The organism is Megasphaera sp. An286 (assembly GCF_002163455.1).
GTDB classification, from domain to species: Bacteria; Bacillota; Negativicutes; order Veillonellales; family Megasphaeraceae; genus Megasphaera; species Megasphaera stantonii.
Window position 1 is genome coordinate 30,825 of record NZ_NFIY01000021.1, and the last position, 12,047, is coordinate 42,871.

10 protein-coding genes are annotated in these 12,047 nt (G+C 52.9%); 6 read left to right on the forward strand and 4 right to left on the reverse strand.

What is annotated here, in order from left to right; genetic code table 11:
* Window positions 1–263: 263 nt before the first annotated feature.
* Window positions 264–1,247, forward strand: a complete 984-nt coding sequence (pdxA, locus tag B5F80_RS09460) for a 4-hydroxythreonine-4-phosphate dehydrogenase PdxA (RefSeq protein ID WP_087478581.1) — start codon at window positions 264–266, stop codon at window positions 1,245–1,247.
* A gap of 73 nt (window positions 1,248–1,320) precedes the next feature.
* Here pdxA and B5F80_RS09465 read toward each other — a convergent pair whose 3' ends face one another.
* The 4 genes from B5F80_RS09465 to B5F80_RS09480 form a co-directional block, all read right to left on the reverse strand.
* A complete protein-coding gene (locus B5F80_RS09465; RefSeq protein ID WP_087478582.1) occupies window positions 1,321–2,727 on the reverse strand; it encodes a VWA-like domain-containing protein in 1,407 nt (468 codons plus the stop codon).
* Window positions 2,728–2,731: 4 nt separating this feature from the next.
* Complete coding sequence (locus B5F80_RS09470) at window positions 2,732–3,838, reverse strand: ATP-binding protein (protein ID WP_087478583.1); 1,107 nt, start codon at window positions 3,836–3,838, stop codon at window positions 2,732–2,734.
* 9 nt (window positions 3,839–3,847) lie between these two features.
* Window positions 3,848–4,645, reverse strand: a complete 798-nt coding sequence (locus B5F80_RS09475; protein ID WP_087478584.1) for a hypothetical protein — start codon at window positions 4,643–4,645, stop codon at window positions 3,848–3,850.
* 140 nt (window positions 4,646–4,785) lie between these two features.
* Window positions 4,786–5,265, reverse strand: a complete 480-nt coding sequence (locus tag B5F80_RS09480) for a hypothetical protein (protein WP_087478585.1) — start codon at window positions 5,263–5,265, stop codon at window positions 4,786–4,788.
* Between the two features lie 344 nt (window positions 5,266–5,609).
* Here B5F80_RS09480 and B5F80_RS09485 point away from each other — a divergent pair, with 344 nt between their 5' ends.
* The 5 genes from B5F80_RS09485 to B5F80_RS09505 all read left to right on the forward strand — a co-directional run bounded on the left by B5F80_RS09485 (window position 5,610) and on the right by B5F80_RS09505 (window position 11,974).
* Window positions 5,610–6,485, forward strand: coding sequence for a LysR family transcriptional regulator (locus B5F80_RS09485; RefSeq protein ID WP_087478586.1), 876 nt, complete (start codon window positions 5,610–5,612; stop codon window positions 6,483–6,485).
* Between the two features lie 60 nt (window positions 6,486–6,545).
* Window positions 6,546–7,238 (forward strand): hypothetical protein, encoded by a 693-nt coding sequence (locus tag B5F80_RS09490; RefSeq protein ID WP_087478587.1) that lies wholly within the window; start codon window positions 6,546–6,548, stop codon window positions 7,236–7,238.
* A 12-nt stretch (window positions 7,239–7,250) separates the two neighbouring features.
* Window positions 7,251–8,261 carry a GGGtGRT protein gene (locus tag B5F80_RS09495; RefSeq protein ID WP_087478588.1) on the forward strand — a complete coding sequence of 337 codons (1,011 nt, stop codon included), beginning with the start codon at window positions 7,251–7,253 and terminating at the stop codon, window positions 8,259–8,261.
* 285 nt (window positions 8,262–8,546) lie between these two features.
* Window positions 8,547–9,482, forward strand: coding sequence for a peptidoglycan-binding protein (locus B5F80_RS09500; protein ID WP_239386348.1), 936 nt, complete (start codon window positions 8,547–8,549; stop codon window positions 9,480–9,482).
* 146 nt (window positions 9,483–9,628) lie between these two features.
* Complete coding sequence (locus tag B5F80_RS09505) at window positions 9,629–11,974, forward strand: DNA methyltransferase (RefSeq protein WP_143747177.1); 2,346 nt, start codon at window positions 9,629–9,631, stop codon at window positions 11,972–11,974.
* Window positions 11,975–12,047: the final 73 nt, after the last annotated feature.

Sequence of the window (12,047 nt, forward strand, 5' to 3'; positions counted from 1 at the left end):
TATGTTTGTTTGTGTTTTGGTCATGTTAAAATATCATAATGCAGACGTATTCAGCAGTTCAGAATCATGAACTAAAATAGCCGCACAGGCTGAAATGTTGCGGCGTATCGGCCGTTGCGGCACATGATAAAAAAGCATGTTGTCGATATGACTTTTGTATTGACTTATAGGGCGTTGAAATTTATAATAAAAGCAACAAAAATAAACAAAACAAAACAACATAAAACTTACATATCTGTTGCTTTGTGGAAGGAGGAGCTGTCTTGGCAGCAAGATTTGTCGGCATTACGATGGGCGATCCTGCCGGTATCGGCCCTGAAATATCGTTAAAAGCTCTGGAATATCATCATGAATATCAGCAATCTACGGTGATTTACGGCAGCTACGGCGTGTTGAAATACTATCATGACGCGCTGAAGATGAAGACGCCCTTGGCGCGCATCGACAATGTGGGAGATTTTAAACCGGGCTGCATCAACGTCATTTCCGTCGCAGAGCTGGAAGTGGGAAAGGATTTTGAAATCGGCCAGGTTTCCGCCGCCGCCGGCGACGGCGCGTATCAGTATATCGCCCGGGCTATCGACGACGCCATGAAAGGCGATATCAGCGTCGTCACGACGGCGCCGCTCAATAAGGAAGCCCTTCACAAGGGCGGCCATAACTTCGACGGCCACACGGAAATATTCGCGACGCTGACCGGCACTCAGACGTATACGATGATGCTCTGGTGCGAAACGATGTCCGTCGTCCACGTTTCGACGCACTGTTCCCTGCGGGAAGCCTGCGACAGGGCGACGAAGGCCCGCGTCCTCGAATGCATCCATTTAGCCGACGACGCCATGAAGCGGCTGGGAAAACCGTCGCCGCGAATTGCCGTCGCCGGGCTCAATCCGCACAGCGGGGAAGCAGGTATCTTCGGCCGGGAAGAAATTGAAGAAATCACGCCGGCCATTGAAGCGGCGAAGCAGGAAGGCCTTTGCGTAGACGGCCCCGTATCGCCGGACACGGTATTCTTGAAGGCCCATAAGGGCGTGTACGACATCGTCGTGGCCATGTACCATGACCAGGGACATATCCCCATGAAGATGATGGCCTTTGATTCGGGCGTCAACGTCACCCTGGGCCTGCCGATCATCCGCACGTCCGTCGACCACGGCACGGCCTTCGATATTGCCGGAAAGGGAATCGCCAACGAAGAAAGCATGCTGTACGCCTTGGATTTAGGAAAAAACTTTGCCAATACCTAATTATTTTTTAGTATTCCATGATAATAAAAAACAGGCAGCTAATTAGTAATATAAAAAGCTGCCTGTTTTTTTGTTACAAATGCATGCTCTCCTGATTGTTCATGGAGAAGCCGCCCCGTTCTACGTTGTCGAAGTCCAGGGCCGGGTCGTATTCTGCTTTGATGGCTTTTAGTTTTTTTACGAGGCCGTAAGGTTTCTGTACGGACAGGGTTTCGCCGCGGCCGGAGAGGACCCACAGGACTTTATAGCCTCGCGGCGGTTCGGCGAGCTTGGCTTCGCCTTTGCCGTCGGTGAAGTAGATGAGGAGGTCGGTGTCCTTGGCCTCGTTGGCGTACTGGAAGACCGGCGAGTAGGACGTGCCGCCGCGGACGTCGAGGCGGTTTTTGATGTCCGCCAGCTCGCGGACCTGATAGACGCGGCGGATTTCGTCGTCGCATTCGATGAGGGTGATGTCGTGCTTATAGTTGCGGACGATGTGGAAGACTTCCTGCATGGCCTGCTTGAACTCGCTGTCGCTGATGCTGCCGCTGATGTCGACGGCGACGATGAGCCTGGCCACGTGGGCCCGCAGGTGGCCGGGCAGGTCCAGCCGCTCCGGCTGGCGGCGGTTTCGCCGGGCCGTCGTTTTTTTCTTGCCGCTGGCGATGGAGCCGACCAGCTTTTTCAGGTACCAGTGCCAGGGCAGGTCTTCGTCTTCGGCTTTCAGGGCGGAAATCATGCTTTCCAAGTAGTTGGAGAGCTGGCCCTTGTGGGCGGAGTCGATGTATTTGGCCGTAAACTTCCGCAGGGTTTGTTCGTCTATGTCGTCCGATTCGTCCCAGGTGTCGTGGGTTTGGTCGGGGCTGTAGGACACTGCGATGGTTTCGTCGCGGCGGCTCCCTTCTTCGGGGGCGTCCTTTTTATCCGTCCGCAGGTCCAGGGCCGTCTGTATTTTTTCCACGTAGTATTCGAAGGACTCGAACGGCGTCAGCAAGAGGTCGAAGTTGATGTTGACCCAGTCGATAGTCGTGGCAAAGGGCGGCAAATGGTCCAGGTAGGTATTGACGACGACGTCCATGGCCAGGTTGATGGCCTGCTTGCTGTAGCTGCCCTTCAGCTCTTTGGCCCGGACGAGGTGCATGGAGACGACGTGCAGGATCTGGTGCTTGATGGACGTTTCCATCTGCTCCGGCGACAGGGCGAGGAAGATGAGGGGGTTAAAATAGAGGATATACCGCGTGCCTTTAAAGGTGACGCTGGTGGCGTCGGCGATGCTGAAGCGGATTTCCTTGCCCATTTGAAACAGGAAGTAGCCGAAGAAATTGTCCTTGTCCTCCATGAGGCGCAGGTTCAGCCTGTCGATGAAGGTGAAAAATTCCCTGGCGAAGGCTGTTGGGACGGGAGGCCTGTTTCCCTGGTTTTGCTGCTTCCGCAGGTCGTCGGCGACGAGGGAGGCCTTTTGGTATAGCAGGATGGCTTCGACGGTCAGATTGTGTTCCATAGGATCACCTGATAGGGCGGTACGCCTTGAAGTAGGCGTCTACAAAATTGGCGTTTTCGATAGCGTAGGCGTAGACCCGCTCGTTCGTCGCCTTGATGTCCTTCATGATGCCGATGAGGAGATCGACGGGATAGAGGGACAGATATTCCATGAGGCGGTCGACGGCTTCGTCGGCCCGGCCGTCGTCTATGACATCGTCCAGGCGGCGGAGGATATTCTTGGCCGCCAGGTACAGGCGCGTGTGGCTTTCGCCGGCGACGCGCTCTGCCAGGGATGGGTTCAGGGCCGGGCCGGAGAACACGTCGTCGTAGCTGATGAGGGGCTGGGCGTCCGATTCGATGAAGTTTACGAATTCTTCGGCAATGAGCTTGCCTACGTTGCCGCGGATGACGTTGAAGAATACGGCCTTCGGCACGTCGCCCTGCTGCGTGTAGAGCTTGTACAGGTCGGAAATGCGCTCGTAGCTGCGCGGCGTGGCGTTGATGTCGCCGTCGTTGTGCTTATCCAGGTATTCCGGGAAGGTGGAAATAAATTCCATGACCTTCGGGTCGATGCCGGCGTCGGCGGCCCAGTCCAGCCACTGCAGGTAGTCCGCTTCCATATACAGCCAGACGAAGCGGTTTTCCTGGGCGGCATCCATGGCGACGGCTTCGTAGTCGTATGAGTCTGCCGGGTTCATGGCGGCGACGATGCGCACGTCCTTCGACAGGACGTAGCCGTTGATTTCCCTGTTGAGGATGAGGTTCATCAATTCCTGCTGCACGGCGTGCTCGCAGCGGTTGATTTCGTCGATAAACAGCAGTACGGTGCCGCCGCCGGCGATGACCTCGTCAATGGCCCGCAGCTTATGATGGACGGCGTAGACCGTCGTCTTTTCTTCGACGGTCTGTCCCGCGTCGTCGCGTCGCGTGTAGGTTTCAATCGTCGGCAGGCCGCCGATTTCCCCCTCCTTCAGGAGGTTGCCGTCGATATTGATGAGGGTCCAGCCGTGTTTTTCCGCCAGCTGGTGAGCCAGGGAGGTCTTGCCGATGCCGGTCTCGCCGACGAGAAGGGGTACTTCGCCGGCGGCCAGGACTAATTCTACGCTTCGTAAGGTGTCGATAAAATTCATGATAGTCTCCTATTTTATGGTTAATTTTTCATCTACGGTGATTTTTTTTGCCTTGGCGCTGCCCCATTGGTCGACGAACAGGACCTTGTCGACGGGGCTCATGTCCAGGGCGCTGCAGTTGATAAAGGCGCGGACGTACGGCTCTGATACGTCGTCCTGAGACAGGACGCGCCGCAGCACCTCCTTGAGCTCGTCCCGGCTGATGATGCAGTCCTTGGGCACGTATTTCATGACCATCGGGTTGAGGGCGAAGAAGGACAGCATTTGCTCCTTCGTCGGATGGGAAAGGAGCAGGACGGCCTGCTCGGCCTTCTGGACGGCGGCGAAGACTGCCGACGGGGCCGGGGACTCGATATAGCGCAGGGCCTCATAGTTTTCGGCGACGGCCGCTTCCTGTACGGCCGCGCTGGGGTTCTTGATGTATTTTACGGCGTCGTAATTCTTGCGCACAGCCTGCAGCTGCAGCTCTTCGCTGGGGTTGGGGATGTAGCGGATGGCCCAGCCCGACTGGGAGAGAGCCGCCTGAATGAGGGCCGGCGACGGGTTGTTCACGTAGGCCAGGTTGTTCCAGCCGCTCTGCACGGCATGGAGCAGCAGGTCTTCCGGCGGATTGTCGATGAACTGGATAGCCCGCGCCGTATTGGCGATGGCCGCTTCTTCCATCTCCCTCGTCGGATTGTCGATGTACTGGAGGGCCAGGCCGTTGGTCTGGACGGCGAGGAGCTTCATAGCGTCGGTCGGGTTTTCTATGCGAGCGATGACGTAGGGGTTGTTCCGTATCATCTTCATGTATTTTTCAGTTTCCATAGAACGCTTCCTTTTCTTCATATACTATAAAACAATACAATAGGCGTATGGTAAGGCCCATACATGATTATATTAAACAAAAAAAAACAGGCCTGCAACTACATTTTGAAAAATGCGTTGGGCCTGTTGTCAAGGGCGGCTTATTTCCGTATCAGCGCCGCTGCGCGATGGATGTTGATGAACGTTCCCATGACGTCGCGGAGGCGGAGGGGATCGGCCGATGTATTGACGTAAAAAGATTGGCCGTCCGGCGCGTATACGCCGGTCAGGGTGCTGTCGAAGGAATAGGACTGCTCCCGCTTATTGGCGTGGAACGACGCCTTGTATTCGTTGATCTGGCGAATCAGCCGGCCCGATTGATAGGCTTCGGCGTCTAAGGGGTCGGCATACGTTTCGACGTAGAGGGTGCAGGACAGGTTTTCGAGGCTGTTAGGGTAATCCATAGTCTGAATGGCCTGAATGGTGTTGATATCGACGTAGACGACGCTGTCATTCTGGGCGCTGACGACGCGGTAGCGGTCGGGCGACTGGAGCAGCGTGTCCGAATCCATAGCCTGGGACGCAGCGGAACCAGCTAGGAGCAGGAACGACAGGGATAAGAGGGAGAGAAGTTTTTTCATAGGGCTTCATCCTTTCTTCAGAGCGTATAGTATAAGAGAATTGTACATATTGTACCATACTCCAGAAGAAACGCAACGTCGGAAACGGTCGGGGCATGGCAGCGCCCGGCGGGAAAATGGAAGAAATATATTGAAAAATATATAAAGAATAGATATAATGGCAAGGTATTGTAAACGTCTGCGTGGGAACGCATCAGTCCCGATAACTAAGGCGTTTTCAGCCGTATTCCACTTGCGGAATCAAGGAAAATATCATAAAATACTCCTATGGAAAACGTAAATCCGTAATGTTGAATGGAGTTCTTGATGACCATATTGTAGTATACGGGAAAGGATTGGTTCATATGTTAGATTTTCGTATCCATACATTTTTATGCGTTTGCCGCCACATGAATTATACGAAGGCTGCCGCCGAACTGCAGATTACGCAGCCTGCCGTATCGCAGCATATCCGGCATTTGGAAAAAGAGTACCAGACTAAATTGTTCGACTACACGGGCAAGCGGCTGGAACTGACCCAGGCCGGTCAAATTCTGCTCAACGCGGCGACGACGATCAGCCATGACAACGTCATGCTCAAGCAGCGCCTGCAGGACCTGCAGCAAAACAATAAATCCGTCGCCTTTGGGGCGACCCACACGATCGGCGAATTCGAGATTATCGACCGCCTGGCCGATTTTCTCCACGAGCACGCCGACGTGAACATCCGGATGAAGATTGCCGATACGGACAAGCTGCTGAAAGCCGTCGACGAGGGGATTATTGATTTTGCCATCGTCGAAGGGTTCTTCGACCAGGACCAGTACGAAACGCTGCTGTTTTCCAACGAGCCGCTCATCGCCGTATGCGGGCCCGATTACGACGCGCCGTCGGAAATGTCTTTGGCCGACTTGATGCGCTATCGGCTCATCGTCAGGGAAAAAAGCGCCGGCACCCGGGAGCTCCTGGAACGGAGCCTGGCCGAGCACAGCCTGACGATTTCCGATTTCCCCCTTCGTCATGAAGTAGGGAGCCCCCAGGCCGTCAAGGGACTGACGTGCCGCAACTGCGGCGTCGCCTTTTTATATGAAAAGTCCGTGCGGCAGGAAGTAAACGACGGACGGCTCAAAGAAATCGCCATCCGCGATTTTTCCGTTACCCACGCCGTGACGTTTTTGTGGCGTAAAGGCAGTATGTACAGCGCGATGTTCCGCCAGATGTACAATCAGCTCAAAGGCTGAGGGACGCGTCGCTGATTCATGATGTAGTAGTTTCTATGTTTTCTGAAAGGGTGAAATATCATGTTATATTCGACAGAAGTAAAGAATATGTGTCCCGTAAAAAAGGGCGCGTATCACGGCCCGGCACCGATTCCTGAAGAAGGCAAATGGGTGCAGGTCAAAGAAATTAAGGATATCAGCGGTCTGACTCACGGCGTAGGCTGGTGCGCTCCCCAGCAGGGCGCCTGCAAGCTGACGCTGAACGTAAAGGACGGCATCATCGAAGAAGCCCTCGTAGAAACCCTCGGCTGCTCCGGCATGACCCATTCGGCAGCGATGGCTTCGGAAATCCTGCCGGGCAAAACGCTCCTCGAAGCGCTGAATACGGACTTGGTATGCGACGCCATCAACGTAGCCATGCGCCAGCTCTTCCTGCAGATCGTATACGGCCGCACGCAGACGGCCTTCTCCGAAGGCGGCCTTCCCATCGGCGCCAGCCTGGAAGACCTGGGCAAGGGCCTGCGCAGCCAGGTCGGCACGATGCTCGGCACGAAAGCCAAGGGCACGCGCTATCTGGAAATGACCGAAGGCTATGTCACCCGCATGGCTCTCGATGAAGAAAACCAGGTCATCGGCTATGAATTCATCCACCTCGGCAAGATGATGGACGCTATCAAAAAAGGCGTAGAACCGGCAAAGGCCATGGAAGACGCCAAAGGCCATTACGGCCGCTTTGACGAAGCAGCTTCGTACATCGATCCGAGAAAAGAATAAGGAGGGCTCATCATGGAATTGTTTGAAAGCTACGACAGAAGAATAGATAAAATCCTCGGCGTGCTGAAAGAATACGGCATCGGCAGCGTAGAAGAATGCCGCGACATCTGCGCCGCCGCAGGCATCGACCCGTACCAGATCGTAAAGACCGTTCAGCCCATCGCCTTTGAAAACGCCGGCTGGGCCTATACGGTAGGCGCGGCCATCGCTATCAAGAAGAACGCCCGCACGGCCGTAGAAGCGGCGAAAGCCATCGGCGAAGGCCTGCAGGCCTTCTGCATTCCCGGCTCCGTCGCCGACGACCGCAAGGTAGGCCTCGGCCACGGCAACCTGGCGGCTATGCTGCTCCAGGACGAAACGCAGTGCTTCTGCTTCCTCGCCGGCCACGAATCCTTCGCCGCCGCTGAAGGCGCTATCGGCATCGTCCGCAACGCCAACAAGGCCCGCAAGGTGCCCCTGCGGGTTATCCTGAACGGCCTCGGCAAGGACGCTGCCCAGATCATTTCCCGCATCAACGGCTTTACGTACGTACAGACCCAGTTTGACTACGGAACAGGCGAACTCCACATCGTCCGCGAAATCCCCTACTCCAAGGGCGAACGGGCCAACGTCCGCTGCTTCGGCGCCGACGACGTCCGCGAAGGCGTTGCCATCATGCATCACGAAGGCGTCGACGTATCCATTACGGGCAACTCGACGAACCCGACCCGCTTCCAGCATCCCGTTGCCGGCACGTATAAAAAGGAATGCGTCGAAATGGGCAAGAAGTACTTCTCCGTCGCTTCCGGCGGCGGCACGGGCCGCACGCTCCATCCGGACAACATGGCTGCCGGCCCGGCTTCGTACGGCATGACCGACACGATGGGCCGCATGCACTCCGACGCCCAGTTTGCCGGCTCGTCTTCCGTACCGGCTCACGTAGAAATGATGGGCTTCCTCGGCATGGGCAACAACCCCATGGTCGGCGCGTCCGTCGCTGTCGCCGTAGCCGTAGAAGGCGCAGCCAAGGAAGGCAAATTCTAATTCGGCATTGCCTCATATTCGCAAAGTGCAAAACGCAGTTTCCCAATCGGGAAGCTGCGTTTTTTGACGCTCCTGTAGTATTGTGATATAATATATCCCGACAAAAATATATAAAGCGACAAAAGGCTATCCGGCAAGATGCGTTTCGGTCTGTTGCGGATAGCTTGTTTCTTGTGAAATCATATATAACCTGCTAATAAGACAAGATGTAAACGGTAATGACGTAGTAGTGAAATGGGGTATTCGATGAAGACGAGAAAAAAAATTGCAGCTATGATATGTTTCATGATGATGACTTCTGTATCGGTTGTCGGCGCGACGTTTCATCCCGGTGACCGGGGCGATCAGATCGTGGCGATTCAAAACGCCTTAGTCCGCAACGGCAGCGACATCGCCGTCGACGGCGATTACGGCACGGGGACGAAGGAAGCCGTCAAGGCCTTTCAGGAACGGCACGGCCTGGACGTAGACGGCATCGTCGGCGCTCAGACCTACGAAGCGCTCATGGGAGCGGCTATGCCGGAAAACGTGAGCAGCCATTTTATCGAAAAAAAGGCCATCAGCAGCCAGGGCAAGAAGAACGTCATGTTCCCCTTAGTCACGGCGGACAACGCCATCAGCGTCGTCCAGCAGGCCTTGGCCAATAAGGGCTATAACCTCGACGTAGACGGCGTCTTCGGCGTTGGCACGGAACAGGCCGTCCGCAAATTCCAGGCTGACAACGGCCTCGACGTAGACGGCGTCGTCGGCAAGGCGACATTCTACGCCCTGACAGGGGAAGCGCTGCCCGGCGGCCCCCTGCGCCGCTTCGGAAACGGCGGCTACGGCAGCGCGACGGGCACGGCCAACTCCCGCCTCGCCAAGCAGCTCCTGGGTATCGCCAACCAGTATAAGGGCGTGCCCTACGTCTTCGGCGGTTCTACGCCGTCGGGCTTCGACTGCTCAGGCTTTACGCGCTACGTCTATTCGGCCGTAGGCATCAGCCTGCCCCGCTGCGCCGACGAACAGTACAGCGTCGGCAGCGACGTATCTATGTCCAACCTCCAGCCCGGCGACCTGGTATTCTTCTCGACGTATGAACCGGGCATTTCCCACGTAGGCATCTACATCGGCGACAGCCAGTTTATCAACGCCTCCAACGACGGCGTCAGCGTAGCCGACCTCAACAGCCGCTACTGGGCGTCCCGCTACGTAGGAGCCAAACGGGTCATCAACGGATAAATCACCTCATAAAAACTCCTGCTTGTATCAGAATACGATCTGATGCAGGCAGGAGTTTTTTGTGTTGATACATGTATTCGAAAGGGCTGACACCGTATGATACAATAAATATATCTAAATATCCAATGGCACAGGTGGTGTACATAATGACAGATGCAGAACAAAGAGCAGGGGCGAAACAGTTTGTGAAAGATTGGACTGGAAGAGGATATGAAAAAGGCGAGAGCCAGACGTTTTGGTTGGCGTTGCTGAGAGATATTTTTGGTATTGCTGAGCCGGAAAAATATATTTCTTTTGAAGAACAAGTAAAATTAGACCATACAAGCTTTATCGACGCATATATTCCGACGACTCATGTGATGATTGAACAGAAAAGTTTAGGAAAGGATCTGCGTAAAGGCATTCGGCAGTCCGACGGCTCCATTTTATCGCCGTTACAACAGGCGAAGCGCTATGCGGCGGAGCTACCGTATTCGCAGCGGCCTCGCTATATCGTGACGTGCAACTTTTCTTCCTTTTTAGTATACGACATGGAAAATCCTCAAGGCGAACCGGCAGAAATTTTGCTGGAAAACTTGCCTGACGAGTACTATCGCCTGGGCTTCTTGGTAAAAGAAGACGACAAGTACATACAAAAAGAAGTCGAGATTTCCGTACAGGCTGGCAATCTCGTCGGCAAATTATACGATGTACTGCTGCAAAAATATATCGACCCAAACGATGAAGAAACGCTGAAAGACTTAAATATTCTTTGCGTCCGCATAGTCTTTTGCTTGTACGCCGAAGACGCGGGTATCTTTGGCGCGCACGGTATGTTTCACGATTATTTGGCGCGCAACAGGCAGAATTGCCGCCGAGCATTGTTGGATTTGTTCTGTGTCCTCGATACGAAGCCCGAAGACCGCGACCCCTATATGGACGACGAGTTGGCGGCGTTTCCGTATGTCAACGGCGGCTTATTTGCCAAAGAAGACGTGACGATTCCGAAATTTGATGACGAAATTATAGACATTATCTTGCGAGATTGCAGCGAGCAGTTTGATTGGAGCCATATTAGCCCGACGATTTTCGGGGCGGTCTTTGAAAGCACGCTGAATCCAGACACGCGGCGCAGCGGCGGTATGCACTATACGAGTATCGAAAATATCCATAAGGTCATCGATCCGTTATTTTTAGACGAGCTGCGAGATGAATTCCAGAAAATTGCTGGGGAGAAGCGTAAAAAAGAACGGAATAAAAAGTTGCGGCAATTTCAGGATAAATTGGCGTCGCTGAATTTTTTAGACCCGGCTTGCGGTTCAGGGAACTTCCTGACGGAGACGTACATGTCCTTGCGAAAGCTGGAAAACGAAGTTATTAGCTTACTCAACGACGGCAGCCAGGTCTTAGGAGGGTTGGATAACCCTATCAAGGTACAGATTAGCCAGTTTTACGGCATTGAAATCAACGACTTTGCTGTGACCGTCGCCAAAACGGCATTATGGATTGCCGAAAGCCAGATGATGAAGGAAACGGAATTAATCGTCCATATGGAGCTGGACTTCCTGCCCTTAACGACGAACGCCTACATCGTCGAAGGCAACGCCCTGCGTATGAATTGGGGAGATGTCATTGCGCCAGAAAAACTGAATTATATTATGGGGAATCCGCCTTTTGTAGGAGCGCGTATTATGAATAATGCTCAGAAATCTGATGTGTTTATGATATTTGAGGAGTGGAAGAATATAGGAAATTTAGATTACGTTGCTTGTTGGTATAAAAAGGCGGCAGATATGATGAAGCATACAGCAATTCGTGCTGCTTTAGTTTCTACAAATTCTGTTTCCCAAGGAGACGCTGTGGCTACATTATGGGCACCTTTATTTTCGGAAGGTATTCATATTGATTTTGCACATCGTACTTTTATTTGGGATAGCGAATCAAATCAAAAGGCACATGTTCATTGCATTATCATTGGCTTTAGTCGAGCTCCTAATATAAAAGAAAGAATTATTTATGAAGGCGCTCAATTACGAGTTGTAGATAATATTAATGGATATCTTGTCGATGCTCCGTCTGTTTTTATTTATTCTCGTAAAAAGCCTTTGTCTAATGTTCCAACTATGGTATTTGGTAGTATGGCAAATGATGGAGGTAATTTTTTCTTTGATGAAAATGAATATAAAAACTTTATCTCTAAAGAACCACTCGCTCAACAATACATCAGGCCATTTTTAGGTGCACATGAGTTTATAAATAACAAGAAGAGATATTGCTTATGGCTTGAGAATGTGAATCCATCAGAGTTACGAAAAATGCCTTACGTCATGGAAATTCTTCATAAAGTAAGAGAAATCAGGTCTAAGAGTTCCCGCATTAGTACTCAAAAATTAGCAGATACCCCTTTTTTATTTGGAGAAATAAGACAGCCTAACACAACCTATTTACTTATACCGCGGCATTCTTCTCAAAATAGGAGGGGTAAATTGCAAGTTGAATTTGAACAACCATAATCAGGAAACACACTCACTAGCATAAACTTCATCGAGGAATGCATCAAATAGCTCTGACGGCGTATGGTAGCCC

Coding starts and splice junctions, on each gene's coding strand:
- B5F80_RS09465 (WP_087478582.1), bottom strand. CDS start 2,727: ATGGAACACAATCTGACCGTCGAAGCCATCCTGCTATACCAAAAGGCC.
- B5F80_RS09470 (WP_087478583.1), bottom strand. CDS start 3,838: ATGAATTTTATCGACACCTTACGAAGCGTAGAATTAGTCCTGGCCGCC.
- B5F80_RS09475 (WP_087478584.1), bottom strand. CDS start 4,645: ATGGAAACTGAAAAATACATGAAGATGATACGGAACAACCCCTACGTC.
- B5F80_RS09480 (WP_087478585.1), bottom strand. CDS start 5,265: ATGAAAAAACTTCTCTCCCTCTTATCCCTGTCGTTCCTGCTCCTAGCT.
- B5F80_RS09485 (WP_087478586.1), top strand. CDS start 5,610: ATGTTAGATTTTCGTATCCATACATTTTTATGCGTTTGCCGCCACATG.
- B5F80_RS09490 (WP_087478587.1), top strand. CDS start 6,546: ATGTTATATTCGACAGAAGTAAAGAATATGTGTCCCGTAAAAAAGGGC.
- B5F80_RS09495 (WP_087478588.1), top strand. CDS start 7,251: ATGGAATTGTTTGAAAGCTACGACAGAAGAATAGATAAAATCCTCGGC.
- B5F80_RS09500 (WP_239386348.1), top strand. CDS start 8,547: ATGATGATGACTTCTGTATCGGTTGTCGGCGCGACGTTTCATCCCGGT.
- B5F80_RS09505 (WP_143747177.1), top strand. CDS start 9,629: ATGACAGATGCAGAACAAAGAGCAGGGGCGAAACAGTTTGTGAAAGAT.